Origin of the sequence: Aeromonas sp. S5(2024), assembly GCF_041403025.1 — a bacterium.
GTDB lineage: Bacteria > Pseudomonadota > Gammaproteobacteria > Enterobacterales > Aeromonadaceae > Aeromonas > Aeromonas hydrophila.
Genome location: NZ_JBGLRI010000006.1, coordinates 20,751 through 44,038 on the forward strand (window position 1 = coordinate 20,751; position 23,288 = coordinate 44,038).

At 60.8% G+C, this 23,288-nt stretch carries 22 protein-coding genes; 15 read left to right on the plus strand and 7 right to left on the minus strand.

Annotated elements, in window-relative coordinates; genetic code table 11:
- The first annotated feature begins 157 nt into the window (after positions 1–157).
- From ACB032_RS13240 to nqrM, 9 genes are all read left to right on the plus strand, one after another.
- Positions 158–466 (plus strand): BolA family transcriptional regulator, encoded by a 309-nt coding sequence (locus ACB032_RS13240; RefSeq protein ID WP_011705060.1) that lies wholly within the window; start codon positions 158–160, stop codon positions 464–466.
- A 441-nt stretch (positions 467–907) separates the two neighbouring features.
- Positions 908–2,251, plus strand: a complete 1,344-nt coding sequence (locus tag ACB032_RS13245) for a Na(+)-translocating NADH-quinone reductase subunit A (protein WP_011705061.1) — start codon at positions 908–910, stop codon at positions 2,249–2,251.
- A gap of 3 nt (positions 2,252–2,254) precedes the next feature.
- Positions 2,255–3,484, plus strand: a complete 1,230-nt coding sequence (locus tag ACB032_RS13250; protein WP_011705062.1) for an NADH:ubiquinone reductase (Na(+)-transporting) subunit B — start codon at positions 2,255–2,257, stop codon at positions 3,482–3,484.
- On the plus strand, positions 3,474–4,262 hold the full coding sequence (locus ACB032_RS13255; RefSeq protein WP_011705063.1) for a Na(+)-translocating NADH-quinone reductase subunit C: 789 nt from the start codon (positions 3,474–3,476) through the stop codon (positions 4,260–4,262). The genes ACB032_RS13250 and ACB032_RS13255 overlap by 11 nt, the downstream gene beginning before the upstream one ends.
- Positions 4,255–4,887, plus strand: coding sequence for an NADH:ubiquinone reductase (Na(+)-transporting) subunit D (locus tag ACB032_RS13260; protein WP_371138078.1), 633 nt, complete (start codon positions 4,255–4,257; stop codon positions 4,885–4,887). Before ACB032_RS13255 ends, ACB032_RS13260 begins: the two co-directional genes overlap by 8 nt.
- Positions 4,888–4,890: 3 nt before the next feature.
- Positions 4,891–5,487: an NADH:ubiquinone reductase (Na(+)-transporting) subunit E gene (gene nqrE, locus ACB032_RS13265; RefSeq protein WP_005303538.1), complete on the plus strand. Its 597-nt coding sequence runs from the start codon at positions 4,891–4,893 to the stop codon at positions 5,485–5,487.
- Between the two features lie 17 nt (positions 5,488–5,504).
- The gene (gene nqrF / locus ACB032_RS13270) at positions 5,505–6,728 is read left to right on the plus strand and encodes an NADH:ubiquinone reductase (Na(+)-transporting) subunit F (RefSeq protein ID WP_011705064.1); all 1,224 of its coding nucleotides are present in this window, start codon (positions 5,505–5,507) and stop codon (positions 6,726–6,728) included.
- A 3-nt stretch (positions 6,729–6,731) separates the two neighbouring features.
- Positions 6,732–7,772, plus strand: coding sequence for an FAD:protein FMN transferase ApbE (locus tag ACB032_RS13275; protein ID WP_011705065.1), 1,041 nt, complete (start codon positions 6,732–6,734; stop codon positions 7,770–7,772).
- An 11-nt stretch (positions 7,773–7,783) separates the two neighbouring features.
- Complete coding sequence (nqrM, locus tag ACB032_RS13280; protein ID WP_011705066.1) at positions 7,784–8,008, plus strand: (Na+)-NQR maturation NqrM; 225 nt, start codon at positions 7,784–7,786, stop codon at positions 8,006–8,008.
- A gap of 88 nt (positions 8,009–8,096) precedes the next feature.
- Here nqrM and ACB032_RS13285 read toward each other — a convergent pair whose 3' ends face one another.
- Positions 8,097–8,309 (minus strand): hypothetical protein, encoded by a 213-nt coding sequence (locus tag ACB032_RS13285; protein WP_065476210.1) that lies wholly within the window; start codon positions 8,307–8,309, stop codon positions 8,097–8,099.
- Between the two features lie 132 nt (positions 8,310–8,441).
- Here ACB032_RS13285 and dinB point away from each other — a divergent pair, with 132 nt between their 5' ends.
- The 6 genes from dinB to rlmM all read left to right on the plus strand — a co-directional run bounded on the left by dinB (position 8,442) and on the right by rlmM (position 15,045).
- Positions 8,442–9,494 (plus strand): DNA polymerase IV, encoded by a 1,053-nt coding sequence (dinB, locus tag ACB032_RS13290; RefSeq protein WP_065476213.1) that lies wholly within the window; start codon positions 8,442–8,444, stop codon positions 9,492–9,494.
- A gap of 68 nt (positions 9,495–9,562) precedes the next feature.
- The gene (locus ACB032_RS13295) at positions 9,563–11,704 is read left to right on the plus strand and encodes a methyl-accepting chemotaxis protein (protein ID WP_371138079.1); all 2,142 of its coding nucleotides are present in this window, start codon (positions 9,563–9,565) and stop codon (positions 11,702–11,704) included.
- A 283-nt stretch (positions 11,705–11,987) separates the two neighbouring features.
- Positions 11,988–12,908: a transcriptional regulator GcvA gene (locus tag ACB032_RS13300; protein WP_005303519.1), complete on the plus strand. Its 921-nt coding sequence runs from the start codon at positions 11,988–11,990 to the stop codon at positions 12,906–12,908.
- Positions 12,901–13,539, plus strand: a complete 639-nt coding sequence (locus ACB032_RS13305) for an alpha/beta fold hydrolase (RefSeq protein WP_371138080.1) — start codon at positions 12,901–12,903, stop codon at positions 13,537–13,539. Before ACB032_RS13300 ends, ACB032_RS13305 begins: the two co-directional genes overlap by 8 nt.
- A 32-nt stretch (positions 13,540–13,571) precedes the next feature.
- The gene (locus ACB032_RS13310; RefSeq protein ID WP_011705071.1) at positions 13,572–13,958 is read left to right on the plus strand and encodes a DUF423 domain-containing protein; all 387 of its coding nucleotides are present in this window, start codon (positions 13,572–13,574) and stop codon (positions 13,956–13,958) included.
- The gene (gene rlmM / locus ACB032_RS13315) at positions 13,951–15,045 is read left to right on the plus strand and encodes a 23S rRNA (cytidine(2498)-2'-O)-methyltransferase RlmM (RefSeq protein ID WP_041217202.1); all 1,095 of its coding nucleotides are present in this window, start codon (positions 13,951–13,953) and stop codon (positions 15,043–15,045) included. Before ACB032_RS13310 ends, rlmM begins: the two co-directional genes overlap by 8 nt.
- Positions 15,046–15,115: 70 nt before the next feature.
- Here the strand turns inward: rlmM and ACB032_RS13320 are convergent, their stop codons facing one another.
- The 6 genes from ACB032_RS13320 to ACB032_RS13345 all read right to left on the minus strand — a co-directional run bounded on the left by ACB032_RS13320 (position 15,116) and on the right by ACB032_RS13345 (position 23,252).
- Positions 15,116–15,556, minus strand: a complete 441-nt coding sequence (locus ACB032_RS13320; RefSeq protein ID WP_011705073.1) for a hypothetical protein — start codon at positions 15,554–15,556, stop codon at positions 15,116–15,118.
- Between the two features lie 121 nt (positions 15,557–15,677).
- Positions 15,678–16,685 carry an isocitrate dehydrogenase gene (locus ACB032_RS13325; RefSeq protein WP_029303727.1) on the minus strand — a complete coding sequence of 336 codons (1,008 nt, stop codon included), beginning with the start codon at positions 16,683–16,685 and terminating at the stop codon, positions 15,678–15,680.
- A gap of 146 nt (positions 16,686–16,831) precedes the next feature.
- Positions 16,832–17,635, minus strand: a complete 804-nt coding sequence (gene xni, locus ACB032_RS13330) for a flap endonuclease Xni (RefSeq protein ID WP_371138081.1) — start codon at positions 17,633–17,635, stop codon at positions 16,832–16,834.
- A gap of 130 nt (positions 17,636–17,765) precedes the next feature.
- The gene (gene ppnN, locus ACB032_RS13335; protein ID WP_011705076.1) at positions 17,766–19,121 is read right to left on the minus strand and encodes a nucleotide 5'-monophosphate nucleosidase PpnN; all 1,356 of its coding nucleotides are present in this window, start codon (positions 19,119–19,121) and stop codon (positions 17,766–17,768) included.
- Positions 19,122–19,271: 150 nt separating this feature from the next.
- Entirely contained in the window at positions 19,272–20,891 is a 1,620-nt protein-coding gene (locus ACB032_RS13340) for a diguanylate cyclase (protein WP_371138082.1), read from the minus strand.
- A 90-nt stretch (positions 20,892–20,981) separates the two neighbouring features.
- On the minus strand, positions 20,982–23,252 hold the full coding sequence (locus ACB032_RS13345; protein WP_371138083.1) for a hypothetical protein: 2,271 nt from the start codon (positions 23,250–23,252) through the stop codon (positions 20,982–20,984).
- Positions 23,253–23,288: the final 36 nt, after the last annotated feature.

Below are 23,288 nucleotides of genomic sequence, written 5' to 3' on the forward strand. Positions count from 1 at the left end.
GTGGCGCTATTCTAGCGGGGGCGGAGAATTTCACCAGTCCCGGCCGCCACGGCAGCGGGGGAAAAGCACGCCATTTTCCCGTTCTGGACGATTTCGTCATCCGGCCAACCCTGGCTACAATGGCCGGACATCCACTTTGGGAGTTTTGCTCGTGACCATGCAACAACAGATCGAGGCCAAGCTGGCCGCCGCCTTGTCCCCCAGCCATCTGGAAGTGATCAACGAAAGCTACATGCACCGGGTGGCGCCGGGCTCCGAGAGCCACTTCAAGGTGGTGGTGGTGAGCCAGGCGTTCGAGGGGCAGCGGCTGCTGGGGCGTCATCGTCAGGTCAACGGGGTGCTGGCCGAAGAGTTGGCGGGGGCCATTCATGCATTGGCGCTGCATACCTATACCGAGCAGGAGTGGCAACAGCGGGAGCAGGCTCCGACCACCCCCAGCTGCGTCAGCAAAAACGGCCTCTCCTAAGGCTATTGACGAATTGATTACTCAATCTGCGACTAGTTAACAATTCATAAACGTTTTCCGGTGGAGTCCCGGGCTGTGGAACGGGACGCCAACCTCCCGCCCTGACATCAAGATTTCTAATCCTTTTTTGAACATAAAAACCATTACCTATTTTTGGGTAATAATGGCTAACTCGAAGCCGCGCCTGAGGTTTCGTGAAAAAAAGCCGCGTGATTAAATTTCGATGATTTTGTGATAGAGCGGGGATTTTCCCCATTTTGCATGGCAGGCAACTCGCCATAAGTGGTAAACTCAGGCGCTTTTGAATGACCCTGTATGTTGCTGATTTGTTTATTTCTTCGACATCATCCCGCAACATCAACGGGCTCATTCAACAACTCGTCGTGATGTATTTCTCGGCGCTAACCAACCTGTCTTCCCTTAACGGTAGTGCAAGTGAGTATGATTACAATTAAAAGAGGACTGGACATCCCCGTGCTGGGTGCTCCGGAGCAAGTAATCTACGATGGCCCCGCCATCACCCGTGTTGCTACACTCGGCGAAGAGTTCGTGGGGATGCGTCCTACTATGTTTGTCAAAGTAGGTGATCGCGTCATTAAAGGTCAGGAGCTCTTCGAAGATAAGAAGAATCCCGGCGTTAAATTCACGGCCCCCGCCACCGGTGTGGTTTCAGAGATCAACCGGGGTGCCAAGCGCATTCTGCAATCCGTTGTCATCGATATCGATGGGTCCGACGAGCAGGTGACCTTCGAACACTTTGCGTCTGCCGAGCTGGCCAAGCTCGAGCGCAGCAAGGTGCAAGAGATCCTGGTCGCGTCCGGCCAATGGACCGCGTTGCGTACCCGCCCGTTCAGCAAGGTGCCGGCCGTGGGTTCCACCCCTCGCGCCATCTTCGTCACCGCCATGGACACCAACCCGCTGGCTGCCAGTGCGGAGCTGATCATCAAGGAACAGGCCCAGGCTTTCCTCGACGGTCTGGCCGTGCTGACTCGTCTGACCGATGGCACCGTCTACGTCTGCAAGGGCGAGGCGAGCCTGCCGCACGCTTCCCTGGCGCAAGTCAAGGAAGAGGTGTTCGTCGGCCCGCACCCTGCCGGTCTGCCCGGCACCCACATCCACTTCCTGGACCCGGTCGGTGCCAAGAAAGTGCAGTGGCACATCAACTATCAGGATGTGATCGCCTACGGCAAGCTGTTCACCACCGGTCAGATCTTTACCGACAAGGTGATCGCGCTGGCCGGCCCGAACGTGGTCAAACCGCGTCTGCTGCGCACCCGCATGGGCGCCTGCATCAGCCAGCTGACCAACAACGAGCTGCGTGCGGACGAGAATCGCATCATCTCCGGTTCCCTGCTGAGCGGTGCCAAGGCCGAAGGGGTACATGACTACCTGGGTCGCTACCACAATCAGGTCAGCGTACTGGGTGAAGGTCGCGAGAAAGAGTTCCTGGGTTGGGTCAATCCCAGCGCCAGCAAGTTCTCCATCACCCGTACCACCCTCTCTCACCTGATGAAGGGCAAACTCATCAACTTCACTACCACCACCAACGGTAGTGACCGCTCCATGGTGCCTATCGGCAACTATGAGCGGGTGATGCCGCTCGACATCCTGCCGACCCTGCTGCTGCGGGATCTGGTATCCGGCGACACCGACAATGCGCAAGCACTCGGCTGTCTGGAACTGGATGAGGAAGATCTGGCGCTCTGTACCTTCGTCTGCCCCGGCAAGACCGAGTACGGCCCAGTCTTGCGTGAGTGCCTGACCAAGATCGAACTGGAAGGTTAAGCGATGAGTTTCAAGCAACTTCTTGAAAATATGGAACATCACTTCGAGCCGGGTGGCAAGTACGCCAAGTACTATGCCCTGTTCGAAGCGGCGTACACCCTGTTTTATACCCCGGGTTCCGTGACCCGAAATGCTGCCCACGTCCGTGATGCAATCGATCTGAAGCGCATGATGATCATGGTGTGGCTGGCCGTGTTCCCGGCCATGTTCTGGGGCATGTACAACGTCGGCAACCAATCCATCGCCGCCATCGCCCATCTGGGCACGGCTGCCGGTGCCGACACCTGGCAATACACCATCGCCACCCTGCTGGGTGCTTCGCTGGATCCGGCCGTCGCCGGCATCGGCAGCAAGATGCTGATCGGTGCTGCCCACTTCCTGCCCATCTACCTGACCGTGTTCCTGGTCGGTGGTTTCTGGGAAGTGCTGTTTGCCATGGTGCGCAAGCACGAGATCAACGAAGGCTTCTTCGTGACCTCCATCCTGTTCGCGCTGATCGTGCCGCCCGAGCTGCCCCTGTGGCAAGCTGCCCTGGGTATCACCTTCGGTGTGGTGCTGGCCAAGGAAGTGTTCGGTGGTACCGGCAAGAACTTCCTGAACCCGGCACTGGCGGGTCGTGCATTCCTGTTCTTCGCCTATCCGGGCCAGATCTCCGGTGATGCAGTCTGGGTTGCCGTCGATGGCTACTCGGGTGCTACCGCACTGAGCCAGTGGGCCCAGGGCGGTCAGATGGCGCTGATCAACGGTGCCACTGGCCAGACCATCAGCTGGATGGACGCCTTCCTTGGCAACCTGCCCGGTTCCATCGGTGAAGTCTCCACCCTGATGATCCTCATCGGTGCGGCCATGATCGTCTACATGCGGATCGCCTCCTGGCGCATCATCGCCGGTGTGATGATCGGCATGGTAGCGACCTCCCTGCTGTTCAACGTCATTGGTTCCGATACCAACCCCATGTTCAACATGCCGTGGCATTGGCATCTGGTGCTGGGCGGCTTCGCCTTTGGTATGGCCTTCATGGCGACCGATCCGGTCTCCGCTGCCTTCACCAACAAGGGCAAGTGGTGGTATGGCGCCCTGATCGGGGTGATGGTGGTGCTGATCCGGGTGGTGAACCCCGCCTTCCCGGAAGGCATGATGCTGGCCATTCTGTTTGCCAACCTGTTTGCCCCCTTGTTTGACCATTTCGTGGCGCAGGCGAACATCAAGCGGAGGATCGCTCGTGGCGTTTAATAAAGACTCTACTGTCGGCACCCTCACCATAGTGACCGGTCTGTGCCTGGTCTGCTCCATCGTGGTCTCCGTGGCCGCCGTGGGACTACGTCCGGCCCAGCTGGAAAACCGGGCGCTGGACAAGCAAAGCAACATTCTGTCCGTCGCCGGTGTCGACATCAGCAGCGTGGCCAAGCGCGATCTGGCCCAGCTGTACGGTGACAAGATTGAAGCGCGTCTGGTTGATTTGACTACCGGTGAGTTCGTTGACGGCGATGCCGACAACTTCGATACCAAGCTGGCGGCAAAAGACCCGGCCAAGAGCATTCGTCTGGCCCCGGCCGACGACAAGGCCGGCCTGCGTCAAATATCCAAACTGATCCCGGTGTTCTTCGCGAAAGATGCCGAGGGCAAGGTCGACAACATCATCCTGCCGATCTACGGCCAGGGTCTGTGGTCTACCATGTACGCCTTCGTGGCGGTCGCGGCCGATGGCCAGACCATCAAGGGCATCACCTACTACGACCACGGTGAAACCCCGGGTCTGGGTGGCGAGATCGAAAATCCGGCCTGGCGCGAGCTGTTCGTCGGCAAGAAGCTGTTCGATCAGGATGGCATGCCGGCACTGCGGGTGATCAAAGGTCATGCTCCGGCTGGTTCCGAGCATGAGATCGACGGCCTGTCCGGCGCGACCCTGACCGGTAATGGCGTACAGCATACCTTCGACTTCTGGATGGGTCCCAAGGGCTTCGGTCCTTTCCTGGCCAAGGTTCGTGCAGGAGAAATCAACAATGGCTGACAAGAGCGAAATGAAAAATTTGCTGTTGACGCCTGTGCTCGGCAACAACCCAATCGCACTGCAGGTGCTGGGGGTCTGTTCCGCGCTGGCCGTTACCAGCCAGATGAAGACGGCGTTCGTGATGACGCTGGCCGTTACCGCGGTCACCGCTTTCTCCAACCTGTTCATCTCCCTGATCCGCAACCAGATCCCGAACAGCGTGCGGATCATCGCCCAGATGGCGGTGATTGCCTCGCTGGTTATCGTGGTTGACCAGGTGCTCAAGGCGTATGCCTACGACATCTCCAAGCAGCTGTCGGTGTTCGTCGGCCTCATCATCACCAACTGTATCGTAATGGGTCGTGCCGAAGCCTATGCCATGAAGAGTGCCCCGCTGCCCTCCTTCCTGGACGGTATCGGCAACGGCCTGGGTTATGGCGCCGTGCTGCTGACCGTGGCCACCGTGCGTGAAATCCTGGGCTCCGGTACCTGGTTCGGCATCGAACTGCTGCCGCTGGTGAACAATGGCGGCTGGTATGTGCCCAACGGCCTGCTGCTGCTGCCGCCGAGTGCGTTCTTCATCATTGGTCTGATCATCTGGGGCGTACGCACCAAGGATCCCAAGCAGGTGGAGGCGAAGGATTAAGGTATGGAACACTATATCAGTCTGTTGATTCGCTCGATCTTCATCGAGAACCTGGCGCTCTCCTTCTTCCTGGGGATGTGTACCTTCCTGGCGGTGTCCAAGAAGGTCAAGACCGCCATGGGCCTAGGGATCGCCGTTATCGTGGTTCAGACCGTGGCCGTCCCGGCCAACAACCTGATCTACAACTACGTCCTCAAGGATGGCGCCCTGGTTTCCGGCCTGGATCTGAGCTTCCTGAGCTTCATCACCTTCATCGGGGTGATCGCGGCACTGGTGCAGATCCTGGAGATGGCGCTGGACAAGTACTTCCCGGCTCTCTACAACGCGCTCGGTATCTTCCTGCCGCTCATCACCGTGAACTGCGCCATCTTCGGTGGCGTCTCCTTCATGGTGCAGCGTGACTACAACTTCGTTGAGTCCGTGGTCTATGGCGTGGGTTCGGGTGCCGGCTGGATGCTTGCCATCGTCGCGATGGCGGGGATCCGCGAGAAGATGAAGTATTCCGATGTTCCGGAAGGCCTGCGTGGCCTCGGCATCACCTTCATCACCGCGGGTCTGATGGCGCTGGGCTTCATGTCCTTCTCTGGTATTTCCCTGTAATCGGAAAGGAAATATAGATGGAAATTATTCTGGGTGTGGTCATGTTCACCGTGATCCTGCTGGCCTTGGTGGCAGTCATTCTGTTCGCCAAGTCCAAGCTGGTGACCGCCGGTGACGTGACAATCAGCATCAACGGCGACCCGGCCAAGGCTGTGACCAGCCCGGCGGGTGGCAAGCTGCTCGGCGTGCTGGCCGGCAGCGGTATCTTCGTCTCCTCCGCCTGCGGCGGCGGCGGCTCCTGTGGTCAGTGCAAGGTACGGGTGAAATCCGGCGGTGGCGATATACTGCCGACCGAGCTGGATCACATCAGCAAGGGCGAAGCCCGTCACGGCGAGCGTCTGGCCTGTCAGGTCACCGTTCGTTCCGACATGGACATCGAACTGCCGGAAGAGATCTTCGGGGTGAAGAAGTGGGACTGTACCGTCATCTCCAATGACAACAAGGCCACCTTCATCAAGGAGCTCAAGCTGCAGATCCCGGATGGCGAGAGCGTACCGTTCCGCGCCGGTGGTTATATCCAGATCGAAGCGCCGGCTCACCACGTGCAGTACAAGAACTTCGATATTCCCGAGGAGTATCGCGGTGACTGGGATCGCTTCAAGATCTTCGAGCTGGAGTCCAAGGTCAACGAGCCGATCATCCGTGCCTACTCCATGGCCAACTATCCGGAAGAGTTCGGCATCATCATGCTGAACGTGCGGATCGCGACCCCGCCGCCGAGCAACTGGACTGCCCCTCCCGGCCAGATGTCCTCCTACATCTTCAGCCTGAAGGCTGGCGACAAGGTGACCATCTCAGGTCCGTTCGGCGAGTTCTTCGCCAAGGACACCGATGCCGAGATGGTGTTCATCGGGGGTGGTGCCGGTATGGCGCCGATGCGTTCCCACATCTTCGATCAGCTGCGCCGTCTGAAGACCAAGCGCAAGATGAGCTTCTGGTACGGTGCCCGTTCCAAGCGCGAGATGTTCTATGTCGAAGACTTCGACATGCTGCAGGCCGAGAACGACAACTTCCAGTGGCACGTCGCCCTGTCCGATCCGCAACCGGAAGACAACTGGGACGGCTACACCGGCTTCATCCACAACGTGTTGTTCGAGAACTATCTCAAGAACCACGAGGCGCCGGAAGATTGCGAGTTCTACATGTGCGGGCCTCCCGTGATGAACGCTGCCGTCATCAACATGCTGAAAAACCTCGGTGTTGAAGACGAAAACATCCTGCTGGATGACTTTGGTGGTTAATCAATGCACAGTGTTGTAAAGACCTGGCTAGCCTTCGGGCTAGCCTTTTTCTTGACTGGGTGCGGTCAGGAACAAACGGTCCAATCGAAGCCGGAGATCCACATCACCGGCAGCACCATGGGTACCTATTACTCCATCAAGGTGGCGGACAGCGTCATCACGGATCCCGCCAAGTTCCAGGCCGAAGTCGATGTGCTGCTGGAGCGGGTCAACGATCAGATGTCGACCTACCGCCCGGATTCCGAGCTGTCGCGCTTCAACCAGCATCGCGGCTCGACGCCGGTGGTGGTCTCCCGCGATACCGCGCGGGTGGTGACCGAGGCCATTCACATTGGCCGTGAGAGCCGTGGGGCGCTGGACGTCACCGTCGGCCCCTTGGTCAATCTGTGGGGCTTCGGGCCCGATGCCAGACCGACCAAGATGCCCTCCGACGAGCTGATCACCCAGACCCGCCAGAAGACCGGGCTCGGCAATCTGCACGTGATCACCTCGGCCGATGCCGATACTCTGCAAAAGGACATTCCGGATCTCTACGTGGATCTCTCCGCCATTGCCAAGGGCTTTGGGGTCGACAAGGTGGCCGAGTATCTGGAGTCCATGGGCTCGCGCAACTATCTGGTGGAGATCGGTGGCGAGCTGCGGATCAACGGCGTCAACGGCAAGGGGCACCCCTGGCGCGTCGCCATCGAGAAGCCCACCGCCAACGCCGGTTCGGTGCAGGAAGTGATCGTGGCCGGTGACAACGGGGTGGCTACCTCGGGCGAGTACCGCAACTATTACGAGCTGGACGGCAAGCGCTTCTCCCACACCATCGATCCCATGACCGGCAAACCGATCCAGCATCGGATGGTGTCGGTGACCGTCATTCACCCCTCCTGCATGACCGCAGACGGGCTGGCGACCGTGTTCATGGTGCTCGGGCCCGAGAAGAGCCTGGCTTATGCCAAGGAGCGGGGTTTGGCTATCTTCGTGATCACCAAGACGGATGATGGCTTCGAGGAGTCCTACTCCGATGCCTTCAAACAGTATCTGGTTAGAAAATAAGGGGCGGTAACATGCAGATTTTTTTGATCACCTTCGGGGTATTTCTGGCGGTAGTGGTGGCCATGGCCATCGGTTACATCTTCCAGAAGAAGACCATCTCCGGCTCCTGCGGCGGGCTCGGCAGCATAGGTATCGAAAAAGAGTGTGATTGCCCGGAACCCTGTGACAACCGCAAGAAGAAGATGGCCAAGGAAGAGGCCCGTCGCAAGATGCTGGCGGAGAACCGGATCATCTGAGCGGACAGGGTGCCGAGTCTCATTTGGCGCCGCGCCGGATAACCGACGGGCTGACCTGATGGTCAGCCCGTTATTTTTTGCAAAAGACTCAGTAGTCGTATTGCTGGCAGGCTTTCTTTTTGAACTCGTCCCGCCAGCGTGCCAGCTCCTCCCGGGTACCCAGCTCGTCGCCCTGTTTGATGGCCTGCTCCAGCGCCGCGATGCGGTCATACAGCCAGCTGCATTCGGCGGTCGGGTTGTCCTTGCTGCTGCCCGGCTGTGCCAGCAGGCAGAGCCCCAATCCCAGCCAACCTATCTTCATCTCACCCTCCTTGCATGGTGCGCTAACCAATGGTGCCTTAAGAGTCTATATCTGACCCTCATTTCATGCCGATGGCAGAAATGGCAGCACTGGGTTAGCATAGGCAGGTTACCTGTTTATTCGTACAGTGGTATGCGCAAGATCATTCACATCGACATGGACTGCTTCTATGCCGCGGTAGAGATGCGGGACAACCCGGCCCTGCGCGAGGTGCCGCTGGCCATCGGCGGCTCGGCGGACAGGCGCGGCGTCATCTCCACCTGCAACTATGTGGCGCGCCGCTTCGGGGTGCGCTCCGCCATGCCGAGCGCTCTGGCTCGCAAGCTCTGCCCGCCGCTGGTGCTCATCCCCGGCCGGATGGCGGTCTACAAGGAGGTGTCCCGCCAGCTGCGGGCCATCTTCCTGCGCTACACCGAGCAGGTGGAGCCGCTCTCTCTCGATGAAGCCTATCTCGATGTGACGATGAGCCCCTGTTGTGGCGGCAGTGCCACCCTGATGGCCCGCGAGATCCGCGCCGCAATCAACACCGAGCTGGGGTTGACCGCCTCGGCGGGGGTGGCGCCGAACAAGTTTCTTGCCAAGCTCGCCTCCGAGCAGCGCAAGCCGGACGGCCTGTTCGTGATCCGCCCGCAGGAGGTGGATGAGTTCGTGCGCCAGTTGCCGCTTGGCAAGTTGCCCGGCATCGGCCGCAAGACCGCGGATCGGCTGGAGTCGCTCGGCCTTTACTCCTGCGAAGATGCCCGCCAGCTCGGCAACGAGGAGCTGATCGCCCGTTTCGGCAAGCTCGGGGAGATGCTGGCCGGGCGGATCTGGGGCCATGACGAGCAGCCGGTGCAGGCCCAGCGGGTGCGCAAGACCATCGGGGTGGAGACGACGCTCGCCAGCGACGTGCTGGATGAGGCCGCCTGCTGGCAGGTGCTCAGCCAGCTTATCCCCGAGCTGGAGCAGCGGTTCTCGGTCAGCCATGGCAAGGAGCAGCTGATGGGGCAGGGGATCAAGCTCAAGTTCGCCGATTTTCAGCAGACCACCGTCTACCGGCGCGGCGGTTACCAGCCGGAGCGGTTTCACGATCTGCTGCACGAAGGCTTGCTGCGGGCGCAGGGTAAACCCATTCGGCTACTGGGATTGGTGGTCGGCCTGCCCGCGGCCGGTGAAGTGAACCAACTTGCCCTGGATTTAGCGTGATAAGGTTAAGTTTTTGTTTCTAAAACCGATACACTGATCACATCTGTAAAAAGCTAGGAAATGGTGGCATGAGTTCTCTTTCTGTTCAGGGGCGGATCACCCTGATCGCCGGTTGTTGTTTGTTGGCCAGTGCCGGAGCCTTGGTGGCCTCTTCTCTCTTCAGTGCTGCCAACATGCAGGATCAGGTGCTGACTTCCACCACGGCGGAAGCCCAGAGTGCGGCCGAAAACTGGATGAAGGCGATGGGTTCCGAGCAGGCGGCCAAGGTCACCAGCTATCTGGACGAGGCCTACTTCCGGGCCACCCTGCTGGGGCAGGGGATCCTGTTCCAGCGCAAGAATGCGGCCGACAACTTCGGCTCCTCCGAAACGCTGCGCACCGCCGTCAATCAGCAGTTGCACGACGCGGCCGCTTCCTCTGACAACCTGCTCGGCGTCTATGCGGTGTTCGAGCCGGATCAGCTCGACGGTGAAGACAGCAATTATCACGGCTCCAGCGCACTGGGCTCCAACGATCAGGGCCGCTTCTCCACCTATTGGGCGCGGGTCGACGGCAAGATAGAACCCGAGGTGCAAAACGAATCCGTGCTGGCGGACGAGAGCCCGACGGCGGCCGGCGGGGTGGAGAACGAGTGGTATCGCTGCAGCATCCGCAGCAAGGCGCTCTGCCTGCTGGAACCTTATCTGGACGATGTGGGCTCGCAGAAGGTGTTGATGACCTCGGTGACCGTGCCCCTGCTGGAGCAAGAGAAGCTGCTCGGCATGGTCGGCGTCGATATCTCGCTGACCGCCCTGCAAAGCCTGGTCAAGGAGATGGATCAGGAGCTCTACGAGGGGCAGGGCAAGGTGCTGCTAGTCAGCAGCCAGGGCCGTGTCGCCGGTGTGGACGGCTTCGACGTCACCCTGGGCAGCCCGCTCGGCCAGCAGTATCAGACCCTGGCCGGCGAGCTGAAGAGCTGGCTGGGTCAGGGGCAGATCAGCAGCCGCTGGAGTCCTGACGGCACCCTGCTGCAGACCTTCGTGCCGGTCAAGATGCGGGGCACCGAGCAGAAATGGGGCATCTACATCGAACTGCCGCGCAGCGTGGTGCTGGCGTCGGCCCTTCAGCTGCAGGAGGATCTCTCCGGTCAGGCCAGCCGCAGCGTGATGACCCAACTGCTCATCGGCGGCCTCATCTCGGCGGTCGCCCTGATCTGCATCTGGCTGATGGCCCACCAGATAGTGGCCCCCATCCGCGCCGTGGTCGCCCGCCTCAAGGACATTGCCAGCGGCGAGGGGGATCTCACTCAGCGCATCGAGCTGCGCCGTGACGACGAGATTGGCGAGCTGGCCAAGTGGTTCAACAGCTTCTTGAACAAGCTGCAGAGCACCATCAGCCAGGTCATCGATACCGTGGCCGGGACTCGTGCCAGCGCCGAACAGGCCGCCAGCGTTGCCGAGCGTACCAGTGCCGGCATGCAGGCCCAGTATCAGGAGGTGGATCTGGTGGCGACCGCGTTCGAGGAGCTGAGCGCCACTGCCCTGCAGGTAGCGGGCAATGCCAATTCGGCGGTGGCCGCGGCCAACCAGGCCGATACGGCGGCGCAGGAGGGCAAGTACGTGGTGGCGGATACCCAGGAGGCGATGCGCAAGCTGATGGCGGTGATCAGCGACGCCAAGCCGGTGGTGGAGCACCTGTCGGCCAACAGCGAGAACATCAACGACATCCTGGTGGTTATCCAGGGGATTGCCGAGCAGACCAACCTGCTGGCGCTCAACGCCGCCATCGAGGCGGCGCGGGCCGGTGAGCAGGGCCGCGGCTTTGCGGTGGTGGCGGACGAGGTGCGCAATCTGGCGGGTCGCACCCAAAACGCCATCGTCGAAATTCAGACCCTCATCGGCCAGCTGCAGTCCGGCACCGAGGCCGTGGTGAAGGCGATCATGACCGGCCACAGCCAGGCGGATCTGACGCTCACCAAGGTGGACCTGTCGGTCAGCGTGCTGGAGCAGATCATCCACGCGGTGGCGACCATCCATCAGATGAACGAGCAGATTGCCAGGGCGGCGCAGGAGCAGAGCGGGGTGGCGGACGAGATCAATCGCAACGTCAGCAACATTCGCGATGTGAGCCACACCATCCGTGCCGAGGCGGCCAGCTCCGCCGAAAACGGTCGCGAGTTGTCGGCGCTGGCCGACAAGCAGCAGCAACTGGTGGGGCAGTTCAAGGTATAGGGATAAGAAAAAAGGCGCCATCCAACCGGAGGCGCCAAACACATTCAGATGACAGACTGGGTTAAATCGGTCCGATTTAAACCCCTCTTCCCGCAGAGGAAGAAACACAACACCACAATCGCAGTCCAGTGACTCACAAAAATCACATGTAAACCAACATGGAAGAGAAAAAGTGAGCCATATGACAACGGATTGCGAAGCGAATTATGTTTATTCACTGGTCGACCCGCAACCGACAAATTATAATGCGGCCCATTAGAAAAACTCATCGTCGGCTGGTCTCATGTCTCGTCGTTTACCCCCGCTCAATGCACTGAAAGCATTCGAAGCCGCGGCTCGTCATTTAAGCTTCACCCGGGCTGCGGAAGAGCTTTTCGTGACCCAGGCTGCCATCAGTCACCAGATCAAGGCGCTGGAAGAGTACCTCGGCATCAAGCTGTTTCGCCGTAAGAACCGCTCCCTGCTGTTGACCGAGGAGGGGCAGGGCTACTTCCTCGACATCAAGGACATCTTCACCTCTATCTCGGAGGCAACCGACAAGCTGCTGGCGCGCAGCGCCAAGGGGGCGCTCACCGTCTCTTTGCAGCCGAGTTTCGCCATCCAGTGGCTGGTGCCTAGGCTGGTCAAGTTCAGCGAGCGCCACCCCGACATCGATGTGCGGATCAAGGCGGTGGACATGGACGAGGGTTCGCTCACCGACGATGTGGACGTGGCCATCTATTACGGTCGTGGCAACTGGCCTGGGCTGCGTGCCGACAAGCTGCACACCGAGTATCTGATCCCGGTCTGTTCGCCGCTGCTGCTGACCGGCCCCAAGCCGCTGCGCACACCGGATGACTTGACCCGCCACACCCTGCTGCACGACACCTCGCGCCGCGACTGGAAGGCCTGGTTTCGCCAGCTCGACATCGATGCGCCCAACGTCAATCAGGGGCCCATCTTCAGCCACTCCACCATGGTGATCCAGGCGGCCATTCACGGTCAGGGGGTGGCCCTTGGCCACAGCGTGCTGGCCCAGCCCGAAATAGAGGCCGGCCGCCTCATCTGCCCGTTCGAGCAGGTGCTGGTGAGCAAGAACGCCTTCTATCTGGTGTGCCAGGAGCAGCAGTCCGATCAGGGCAAGATAGTGGCCTTCCGCGACTGGATGCTGGAGCTGGTGGAGCAGGAGGAGGCCCGTCGCCGGGCACGGCTGGCCGATGCATGAGGTGATCCGGGAGGGGGCTGTCGATGCCCCCGTCCGCATTCTGCTGGCCCATGGCGCCGGTGCGGGAATGGAGCACGCCTTTCTGGCCGAGTTGTCACGCCTGCTGGCTGGGCCGGACATCGAGGTGGTACGCTTCAACTTCCCCTACATGAGCAAGCGCGCGCTGGATGGCAAACGCAGACCGCCGGACAGGCAACCCGTGCTGCTGGCGCACTGGCGCCAGATGGCGAAGGAGTTTGCTCATCCCCGGCTGTTTCTGGCCGGCAAGTCGATGGGCGGGCGGATGGCGGCCGAACTCTATCAGGATGGCGAGGACGAGATGAATGCTGCAGGATTGCTCATTCTCGGGTATCCTTTCCACCCCCCGGCCAACCCCGACCGCTGGCGGGGTGACGTGCTCAAGCAGATCAAGACGCCGACCCTGCTGTTGCAGGGGGAGCGCGATACTTTCGGCACCCGTGCCGAACTGGCTGATTTTCCCTTCTCACCCGCCGTATCGGTCCATTGGCTGACCGATGGTGATCATGGCTTCAAACCGCGCAAGAGCAGCGGGGTGAGCGAGCAGGAGAACCTGCGGCAGGCGGCCGGGCAGATCAAGAACTTCATCGCGACCATCCCGACACTAACATGAGGATGGGAAGCGAAACGACGAGGAGGCAAGGGATGCAATTCCATCGACATTGGCTGGTGCTGGCGGGTGTGTTCGGCCTGACGGCAACCCTGCTGGGAGCCTACGGTGCCCATGGTCTGGCAGCCAGCGGGATCGAGCCTTCGCGTCTGGCGGCGTTCAATACCGCCGTGCAGTATCAGTTTTTCCACGCCCTGGCCCTGCTGGTGCTGGGGTGGTGCGGTGTGCGCAGCAAGGTCATCACCTTTGCCGGCACCGCCTTCGTGCTGGGGATCCTGGGATTCTCCGGCAGTATTTATGCCATGGTGCTGCTCGGCAGCAAGGGGCTGGGGCTGATTACCCCGGCCGGTGGCCTCTGTTTTATGTTGGGATGGGCGGCTCTGATATGGGCTGGCTGTCGTCTTGGAGGAAAAAATGAATAATCTGCTGCTTTATTGCCGCCCCGGTTTTGAGAAAGAGGCGGCGGCAGAGATCACTGAGCGTGCCAGTAACATGCAGTGCTACGGTTTCGCCCGGGTCAAGGACGACAGCGGTTACGTGATATTCGAGCTGTATGACGAGGAGCAGGCCGATCTGCTGGCGCGCAAGTTGCCGTTCCGCGAGCTCATCTTCATTCGCCAGATGCTGGTAGTGACCCATGAGCTGAAGGATCTGGATCTGTCGGATCGCATCACCCCCATCCTGGAGGCGACCCAGGGTTACGCCATCTGTGGCGATCTGCGGGTGGAAACCGCCGATACCAACGAGGCAAAAGAGCTGTCGGCCTTCTGCCGCAAGTTCACAGTGCCGCTGCGCCAGGCGCTGCGCGGCAACGAGTTGCTGACCAAGAAGGAGACGCCTCACCGGCCGGTGTTCCACGCCTTCTTCCTGGCCAATGATCACGTGTTGTTGGGCTACTCCTACTCCTTCAACAACTCCGAATTCCACATGGGCATCCCGCGTCTGCGCTGCCCGGCCGATGCTCCGAGCCGCTCCAGCCTCAAGCTGGAAGAGGCCTTCTACGTGTTCGTGCCGCGGGAAGAGTGGGACCTGCGCCTCACCTCCGGCATGAAGGCCGTCGATCTGGGCGCCTGCCCGGGTGGCTGGACCTATCAGCTGGTACGTCGCGGCATGATGGTGACGGCGGTGGACAACGGCATGATGGCCCAGTCCCTGATGGATACCGGTCAGGTCAAGCACATCCGCGACGATGGCTTCGTGTGGCGACCGAGCAAGAAGAACACCTATTGGCTGGTGTGCGACATGGTGGACAAGCCGGCGCGGGTCACCCACATGATTGCCGACTGGTTCCGGGAGAGCGATTGCCAGGAGGCGATGTTCAACCTCAAGCTGCCGATGAAGAAGCGCTACGCCGAGGCGGTGCACAACATCGAGGTGCTGCGCGAGCTGCTCAGGGAGATCGACAACGCCTTCGTAATCCAGGCCAAGCAGCTCTATCACGATCGCGAAGAGATCACGGTGCACGTCTACAACAAGTACTGGGTTTCCAAGCTCTCCGCCAAGGAGTAATTGCTGGCGGTGAGCCACTGACCACAAGGCCGACAACCCACGGGTTGCCGGCCTTGTCATTTCTGCGTCCTCAGAATCGGTAATCGAAACGCAGCGAGGATTCGCCGTCGGTGAGCTTGAGTTCGATGTCGAGCGGTATGGTGCGATCGGTCGGGCTGAATTCCAGCTTCACCCCGTTGCCGCGCAGCTTGATGGAGGTGTTCATGCCGGCGGTCTTGAACTTGATCCTGGGTTTGTGCTGCTCGAAGGAGAGGCTCACGCTCTTCTCGGCGGTCAGGTTCAGTTTCTGATAGGGAGTGACCTGGCTGTTGCCATCGCTGTCGGTCACGACATCCATCCCGAAGGAGAGCGGTTTGGGTGCCTTGAGCAGGTCGTTGGTATCCACGTTGGAGCGCCAGACCTGGCTGGCCTGCTGGGAAGAGGGGGGCAATTGCGGCCAGGCATTCTCGACCGGTCTGTCTACTGCCATGGCGTTGCTGCTGATGAGCAGCAGGGTAACGATAGCGCGCATAATGGATCTCCTTATCCCTTATCTATTGAACATAGTAGCCAATCGACAAAGGGGGAGGCGCGCCGAGAGATAAAACAAAGGGAGCCTAAGCTCCCTTTTAAAATCAATGTTTTGGGTGTGATTACAAACGGTCGATGATGGATTGGGTGAACTCGCTGGTGGAAGCGGTACCCCCCAGATCCCGGGTCACCCGGTCGCCTGATTCGATGGTGGCGCGCACTGCCTCGCGGATCCGTTCGGCCTTGTCCTGCATGCCCAGATACTCCAGCATCTGGATGGAGGCGAGGATCACCGAAGTCGGGTTGGCGATGTTCTTGCCGGCGATATCCGGTGCCGAGCCGTGCACCGCTTCGAAGATGGCGGCGCCATCGCCGATGTTGGCGCCCGGTGCCATCCCTAAGCCCCCCACCAGACCGGCGCACAGGTCCGATAGGATGTCGCCGAACAGGTTGGTGGTGACCATGACGTCGAAACGCTCCGGGTACATCACCAGGTTCATGCAGGCGGCATCGACGATCATCTCTTCGCTCTGGATGTCCGGGTAGCGGCTGGCCACTTCACGGGCCACTTCCAGGAACAGGCCGGAGGTGGACTTGAGGATGTTGGCCTTGTGGATGATGGTGACTTTCTTGCGCCCTTCCTGGCGCGCCAGCTCGAAGGCGAACTTGACGATGCGTTCCGCCCCTTCGCGAGTGATGATGCTCATCGCCTCGGCGCTCTTGTTGTCATCGCTGCGCTTCTGACCGGCGCCCGAATACATGCCTTCGGTGTTCTCGCGCACCGTGATGATGTCGATGTTGTCGTAACGGCTGCGGGTCCCCTTGAAGGAGAGTACCGGGCGGACGTTGGCGTAGAGGTTGAATTTCTTGCGCAGGGAGACGTTGATGGAGGTGAAGCCACCGCCGACCGGGGTGGTGAGCGGGCCCTTCAGGCTGACCTTGTTCTTCTCGATGAGATCCAGCGTCGCCTGGGGCAGCAGCTCGCCGTGCTTCTCCAGCGCCACCAGGCCGGCGTCCGCGTATTCGTATTCGAAGTCACAACCGGCGTGGGTCAGGATCTGGATGGCGGATTCGATGATGCTGGGGCCGATGCCGTCGCCCGGGATGACGGTAATTTTTCTTTTTGACATGAGACGTATCCACTTCTAGGGAACAGAGGGGGAGGATTCGGCGGTTTTATACCATTTCTACACCTAACCCTCCATGTTTCTTTACATTCTATCTGTTTTTGTCAACAGCGAGAGTGAGTCCGATCATGCTTGGCGGTTTCGCTTGCTCAGGCTTCGGGAGCCGGTGGATAGCGGATCTCCCGCAGGTTGAAGCCGAGCGGAATGTCTCGCTGCAGCCGCACCAGCCGTTGGGCCAGCAGGGCCTCATCCTGGTGCTGGCGCAGCTTGAGCAGCGCCTTGGCGGCGTCTTCCTGCTGGCAGGCCGCCAGCAGGCTGGCCAGATCGCCGTATTGCTGCAGCAACTGGGTAGCGGTCTTGGGGCCGATGCCGGGTGCCCCCTTGATGTTGGAGCCGCTGATGCCGGTGAGGGCCCAGAAATCCACCAGTTGTGCCGGCGCCACCCCGTACTGCTGTTCGACGAAGGCGGCATCCAGCCAGCGCTTGTTGAAGTAGTCGCGGATCTGGATCTGCGGGCAGATGAGCTGGCAGAACCCCTTGTCGGTGGAGATGATGGTGGCTCTGGCACCGTGCTGGGCAATGCCGGTGGCCAGGGTGGCGATGAGATCATCCGCCTCGTCGGTCTGGGAGAGCAGGGCGTCCACGCCGCACTCCCAGAAGGCATCCTGCAGCTCGTTCAAGCCATCACGCAGCTCGGTCGGCATGGGGCTTCGCCCCTCCTTGTAGGCCGGGTAGACCTCCTTGCGCCAGCTGTGCACTTCGCCGTCAAAGACCGCGATGACGTGGGTCGGCTCGCTGGCGGCCAGCAGCTTGCGGCAGGTGTTGATGAGGTTGGCACGGGTGGCGATCAACGCCTGGGCCGGGGTCAGCGCCTGCTGGGCCTGAACCGCGTGCAGTCGGCGAATGAGATTGAGGGCATCGATGATGAGCAGGTGTGGCCTTGGGTTTGACATGGGGCACTCTTGGCAGTCGGGACGCCCCATTGTAACAAACCAGCGGGCTCGATGGGGGATTGATGGCCGCGGGCATCCCCTGCGACAAAAAAGGGGCGCCATGCGCCCCTCGTTTCAGCAGTGCTGCCCGTCAGCGCACGATTTCGTAGCAGGGCACATACTGGCTGCCCGGCAGCTTCATACGCTGCTGCTTGACGAAGCTCTCCAGCAGCTTGTCCATCAGGTGCATCAGCTCCTTGTCGCCGTGCAGTTTGAAGGGACCCTTCTTCTCGATGGCGCGGATGCCCCCTTCCTTGACGTTGCCGGCGACGATGCCGGAGAAGGCACGGCGCAGGTTGGCCGCCAGCAACTGGGGCGGCTGATTGCGGTGCAGGTCCAGGCTGGCCATGTTGGCGTGATCCGGCTCGAACGGCAGCTGGAACTCCGGCTCGATCTTGAGGGACCAGTTGAAGGAGTAGGCATCGCCGACCGATTTGCGGTATTCGCGGATCTTCGGCATCGCCTCTTTCATGACCCGGGCCACTTCCGGCGCATCGCCGACGATGATCCGGTAGAGGCTGGTGGCCGGCTCGCCCAGGGTCGCCTTGACGAAGTCGTCGATGGCGCGGAAGTAATCGGCGCTCTCCTTCGGGCCGGTCAGGATGATCGGCATGGGCTGCCGTTCGTTGGCCGGGTGCATCATGATGCCGAGCAGGTAGAGCAGCTCTTCGGCGGTACCGACCCCGCCCGGGAAGATGATGATGCCGTGGCCGAGGCGCACGAAGGCCTCCAGCCGCTTCTCGATGTCCGGCAGGATCACCAGCTCGTTGACGATGGGGTTGGGCGGCTCGGCGGCGATGATGGAAGGCTCGGTGAGGCCGATGTAGCGGCCGTTGCGCACTCGCTGCTTGGCGTGGCCGACGGCGGCGCCCTTCATCGGGCCCTCCATGGCACCCGGACCGCAGCCGGTGCAGATGTTGAGCTCACGCAGGCCCAGCTCGCTGCCTACCGCGCGGGTGTACTGGTACTCGATCTCGTTGATGGAGTGACCGCCCCAGCAGACCACCAGATTGGGGTCGGCGCCCGGCAGGATCGCCTTGGCGTTGCGCAGGATGGCGAACACCACGTTGGAGATGTGGGTGGAGCTGGTCAGGTTGACCAGCCGGTTCGACTCCAGCTGGGTCGACACATAGAGGATGTCGCGCAGCACGGAGAACAGGTGCTCCTGAATGCCGCGGATGATCTCGCCATCGACGAAGGCGTGCTCGGGGGCGTTGAACAGCTCGAGCTTGACCCCGCGCTCGCGCCGGATCACATGAATATCGAAGGATTTGAAGCGCTCCAGTATCTCTTTGGAGCTGTCGGTATGGCTGCCGGAGTTGAGTACCGCCAGCGAGCAGTTGCGAAACAGTTGATAGATATCGCTGGAGGCGGTTTGCTTGAGGCGGTCCACCTCGAGCTGGGACAGCAAGTCCATGCTGCCGACTGGATTGATGTGCGTAATCATAGGTTCCCCTTTCACTCGCTTGTTATCGTTGTGCTTTTCCCTGGGGAGAAAACGGGATGCCCTGTGGCATCCCTTGAATTTGATAGTAGATGTAAGCGGTGGGGCAGGGGAATAGGGGGAAAGTGCGTTTGCTGCTTTTTTAGTCGCCGATCAGGCCAGATTGACCTGATCCCGACCCGAGTTCTTGGAGCTGTAGAGTGCCTTGTCGGCCCGCTCGAACGCGTCCGTGGTGTGATCTCCCTCCCTAAACAGGGTGGCACCGATGGAGATGGTGATCTCGACCCTGGCATCCCGAAAACGGAACGGAATGCTCTTGATGGTCTGGCGCAAGGTCTCCAGCGGCTTCTGGAACTTGTCAGGGTTGATGTTCGGCAGCAGCACCACGAACTCCTCGCCGCCGAAGCGGGCGATGAAGTCGGTGTCGCGCAGGGCCCCCTGCAGCGCCTTGGCCACCACCTTTAACGCCTTGTCGCCGGCCATGTGGCCGTAGTTGTCGTTGATGTGCTTGAAGTGGTCGATGTCGATGATGGCCAGGCACAGCGGCGTGTTGTAACGCAGCCAGCGCTTGTATTCGAGCTCGAGCCGTTCGTCGAGAGCCGCCCGGTTGTGCACCTGGGTCAGGCTGTCGAGGAACAGCTTGTGTTTCTGGATGGTGAGCCGCTTCTTGTATTCGGCGGTCTCCTCCTTCATCAGCCGCAGCTTGGCCTCCATGGTGGAGAGGCGGGTCAGCAGATGGCGCTCGCGGGCGGCCATGGCCTCCCTGTCCTGCAGCAGCAGGTTGATGGCCCCCATGTGGCCGGAGATGGCCCCCTTGAGGTCATCAAGGGTGTCATGGCTGGCCAGGGTGTGGTCGATGGCCTTCAGCTCCCTGTCGATGGCCTTACGGGTATCCAGGGTGGCGCTTTGCAGGGCGCGCCCCTCGTCGAGGGATTCGGTGAAGCTGAAGTGGACTGCCGAGAGGCTCTCGTTGAGGGTGCTGAGAAACGCCTGGGAGGCTTTGCGCTCCTCGCGGGTGCCCTCGATGATGAGCTCGATCACCTGCAGGCAGATCTCCGCCAGCAGGGGAGGGGTGATGCCATTGAGCAGTTGGCGGCGAATGTCCGCCAGGCTCTCGCCGACGGCGCCGGCAAAGTCGAGCTCGGTGATGAGCCGCTGCAGCTCGTCGGCGATGTGGGCGTGCACCTTGACGTCAAAGGGGGCGCCCGGCTCCGGCGCGGCAAGGTCGGTGACCGTTTCGGTCTGGTTGCCGGCAGGCGCGCTCTGGGCCAGCAGGGGCTGGGTGGGCAGCAGCTGGATCTTGATGGCCTGCTGGTAGAACTCCAGCAGCCGGATCACCTTCTTCTGGTGATCGCCGATGCCATAGCCATCCGGGCTTGCCAGAAACTCCTTGAGGGATTTGCGGGTATCTTCCGGAAAGCCTTTGAGAGCCTTGAGCTGTTTGCTGCCGAGCTCGATGGCGGACTTGGTCAGGGAGATGGACTCTTCCAGCGCGTTGCCGTGCTGCTGCAACAGCTTCTCGATGACGGCGAGGTCGGCATCGAGGGAGGAGAGCGGCGGGTTGCCATCGAGTTTCTGCTTGAGCTTGGCGAGCTTGTTGTCCAGCTCGCGATCGTGGCCGCGACAGGCCTGCATCAGCTTGGCGATGAACTGGATGCTGCGGGCGCGTTCGGTGTCGGAGAAAGAGACGACGCCGTCCAGCTCCAGCTGCTTTTGCTGAAGGGATTCCCTGAGTCTGGCCAATTGTCCGGCTACGGCAGCGATATCATTCATTATTCAGGTCGCCCTGTTGTCATTATCGTTGTTGTGTTGGATAGCAACAGCGGTCGAACCCAGTTCCAGACCCAGTTGATTATCTATTTGTCATTGATCAACCGGCGCTTTCGTCCGTGAAAGTCGAAGCCAATTAACCCATTGCTTTTCATGAGAAGAATTTACTTTTACCAGTCCCTTGTCAATTGCCATCAAGCAGCATTGCCACACATCCCCATTAAAAAATGCGGCCTGCTGGCAATCGATGGCGGCCAGCTCCAGCCAGACGCTTTGCTGGTGTTTTTCGCTGAGCTGAATGGCTCCTGCCAGGGCCAGATAACAGAGGTCGAACAGGCCGTGATGATCGAGGGCGGTGGCCGCCTTGGGCAGGAAGGGGTGGCTGACGATGCCGAGGCTGATGTGGCGATCGAGCGGGTGCTGGCAGGGGAACTCGGCCAGTGCCGCAAGCAGCCCGTGGGCCAGTCGGTGCAGGTCTTCCACATGACGCTGGGGCACCACATAGAGCAGGTGGCCTTCGCGCAGGTCGTAGATGCGGCCATCCTGCGGGGTGAGGCCGTTGACGTAGGCGCCGAAGGCCTGTTCTATCTCGCGGCTCACCTGATAACCGTGCTGTTCCAGGCTGTTGACCAGGAAGGGTACCCGAAACAGCAGGTAGTGCAGCTTGTCGTCGAACTCGCTGGTGGGCAGCTCGCTTAAATACCAGCGCTCGGATTTTTGCTGGCGCTTGGCCATCTCCCGCGGCCAGCGGCTCATCAGTCGCTGCCAGTTGGCCAGCCCGGTGCGTGGCTCGAGCAGCAGCGCCTCGCCCAGCTGTTTGCCCTGCAGACGGGCGACCCGCAGCTTGAGCCAGAGGGTGAAGAACAGATAGATGAACAGGGTCAGCAACAGACCGGTCACCACGCTCGACCAGAGGTAGCGATCCTGCTGATGCTTGCTGGTGCTCAGCTGCTGCTGCAGCTCCTTGATCTGCTGCTCCCGCTCCACCTGGGCGTAGTTGTCGCGGATCGCCTCCTGCTCCAGATCGACCTGCTGCTGGCGGACCTGCTCGCTGCGCTGGTGGAAATTCTTGTAGCTGTCCAGCGCCTGCTGCAGATAGCCCTTCTGCTCGTAGGCCGCCGAGAGCAGGCGGAAGATCTCGAACTGGCGCTGGGCGTCGCCGATCTGGTTGGCCAGTGCCAGCGCGTTTTCCAACTGCAGGATGGCGATGCCCGCCTCCTTCTGCTTGAGGTGCAGCTCACCCAGCAGCAGCAGGGTGTCGATCAGTGGCTCCTTGTCGTCCCCCAGCTCGTGGGACTGGCGGGCCGCGGTGAGGTAGTTGCGGGCCAGGGTCAGGTTGCCGGTTTCCAGATAGGTTTTGCCTATCTCGTACTTGAGGTGGGCGATGCGGGTGCGGTTGTTGCCCTCGTCCAGCAGATCCAGGGCATTGAAGAAGTAGACCAGCGCCATGTTCATCTCGCCCTGCTCCCGGTTGAGGCGGGCCAGCACGATGAGGGCGTCGCTCAGCAGGGAGGGGTTGCCGAGGGCATGGAAGTAGTTGGCCGCCTCGTTGGCGTATTGCAGCGCCTTCTGCGGCTCCTGCTCCTCCTGATAGAGGTTCACTATCTGGTTCGACAGCAGGCCGAGGAACAGCGGATCCTGTAACCCTCTGGCCTGCTGCTGGGCGTCGATGTAGTCACCCAGCGAGAGCTGGGGCTGTTTGAGGGCGTGGTAGAGATCGCCGCTCACCGCGCTGACCCAGGCGCTGGCCAGCGGATTCTTGGTCTGATCCGCCCAGCGACGGGCTTCGGCCAGCTGACGCTTGGCCTCGTCGAACTGGTGCGCCTCTATGCTGGCGTTGGTGCGCAGCAGCCGGCTGTACACCTGCAGCTGGCTTTCTTTCAGGCTGGGGGTACTAAGCAAGGTCTCCAGCTGACCGAGCAGGCCGCCGCTGGCGCCGTGGGAACGCTCCTGCAGGTTCTGGCTGCGGATCTTCAGATAGAGGCCGTGGGCCTGCAGCTCCAGTTGCTGCTCCTTGGCCGCCATGGCGATGCCCTGATCGAGGGATTTCTGCGCCGCCTGGAACTGGCCAAGCTGCAGCAGACACTCCCCCTTGAGCAGGTGGGCGCCGGTGGCCTGGGCGGCGGTGCCATAGCTCAACAGTGGCTCGCGGTAGCCGTACTCCTGGCGATTGCTGATGATTTGCTTGGGATTATTGGCCGTGCGGGTGAGGAAGGCGGAGGTGATCTGCACGCATCTGGCGGGGTCGGTCAGCACCAGGGTCTGGGCCTGTTGCAGATCGATGGACAACTGCTCCTTGGCCAGATCCAGATCAGGAGCCGACAGGGAGGACATCATCATTGCCAGAAAAAACAGTTGATTCATTGGATTAAGGGCAGCACGGGAGTGAGGGCATGTTAT

Excerpts from the sequence above, each read along its gene's own strand:
- ACB032_RS13240 (WP_011705060.1), top strand. The coding sequence starts at position 158 with ATGCAACAACAGATCGAGGCCAAGCTGGCCGCCGCCTTGTCCCCCAGC.
- ACB032_RS13245 (WP_011705061.1), top strand. The coding sequence starts at position 908 with ATGATTACAATTAAAAGAGGACTGGACATCCCCGTGCTGGGTGCTCCG.
- ACB032_RS13250 (WP_011705062.1), top strand. The coding sequence starts at position 2,255 with ATGAGTTTCAAGCAACTTCTTGAAAATATGGAACATCACTTCGAGCCG.
- ACB032_RS13260 (WP_371138078.1), top strand. The coding sequence starts at position 4,255 with ATGGCTGACAAGAGCGAAATGAAAAATTTGCTGTTGACGCCTGTGCTC.
- nqrE (WP_005303538.1), top strand. The coding sequence starts at position 4,891 with ATGGAACACTATATCAGTCTGTTGATTCGCTCGATCTTCATCGAGAAC.
- nqrF (WP_011705064.1), top strand. The coding sequence starts at position 5,505 with ATGGAAATTATTCTGGGTGTGGTCATGTTCACCGTGATCCTGCTGGCC.
- ACB032_RS13275 (WP_011705065.1), top strand. The coding sequence starts at position 6,732 with ATGCACAGTGTTGTAAAGACCTGGCTAGCCTTCGGGCTAGCCTTTTTC.
- nqrM (WP_011705066.1), top strand. The coding sequence starts at position 7,784 with ATGCAGATTTTTTTGATCACCTTCGGGGTATTTCTGGCGGTAGTGGTG.
- ACB032_RS13285 (WP_065476210.1), bottom strand. The coding sequence starts at position 8,309 with ATGAAGATAGGTTGGCTGGGATTGGGGCTCTGCCTGCTGGCACAGCCG.
- dinB (WP_065476213.1), top strand. The coding sequence starts at position 8,442 with ATGCGCAAGATCATTCACATCGACATGGACTGCTTCTATGCCGCGGTA.
- ACB032_RS13295 (WP_371138079.1), top strand. The coding sequence starts at position 9,563 with ATGAGTTCTCTTTCTGTTCAGGGGCGGATCACCCTGATCGCCGGTTGT.
- ACB032_RS13300 (WP_005303519.1), top strand. The coding sequence starts at position 11,988 with ATGTCTCGTCGTTTACCCCCGCTCAATGCACTGAAAGCATTCGAAGCC.
- ACB032_RS13305 (WP_371138080.1), top strand. The coding sequence starts at position 12,901 with ATGCATGAGGTGATCCGGGAGGGGGCTGTCGATGCCCCCGTCCGCATT.
- ACB032_RS13310 (WP_011705071.1), top strand. The coding sequence starts at position 13,572 with ATGCAATTCCATCGACATTGGCTGGTGCTGGCGGGTGTGTTCGGCCTG.
- rlmM (WP_041217202.1), top strand. The coding sequence starts at position 13,951 with ATGAATAATCTGCTGCTTTATTGCCGCCCCGGTTTTGAGAAAGAGGCG.
- ACB032_RS13320 (WP_011705073.1), bottom strand. The coding sequence starts at position 15,556 with ATGCGCGCTATCGTTACCCTGCTGCTCATCAGCAGCAACGCCATGGCA.
- ACB032_RS13325 (WP_029303727.1), bottom strand. The coding sequence starts at position 16,685 with ATGTCAAAAAGAAAAATTACCGTCATCCCGGGCGACGGCATCGGCCCC.
- xni (WP_371138081.1), bottom strand. The coding sequence starts at position 17,635 with ATGTCAAACCCAAGGCCACACCTGCTCATCATCGATGCCCTCAATCTC.
- ppnN (WP_011705076.1), bottom strand. The coding sequence starts at position 19,121 with ATGATTACGCACATCAATCCAGTCGGCAGCATGGACTTGCTGTCCCAG.
- ACB032_RS13340 (WP_371138082.1), bottom strand. The coding sequence starts at position 20,891 with ATGAATGATATCGCTGCCGTAGCCGGACAATTGGCCAGACTCAGGGAA.
- ACB032_RS13345 (WP_371138083.1), bottom strand. The coding sequence starts at position 23,252 with ATGAATCAACTGTTTTTTCTGGCAATGATGATGTCCTCCCTGTCGGCT.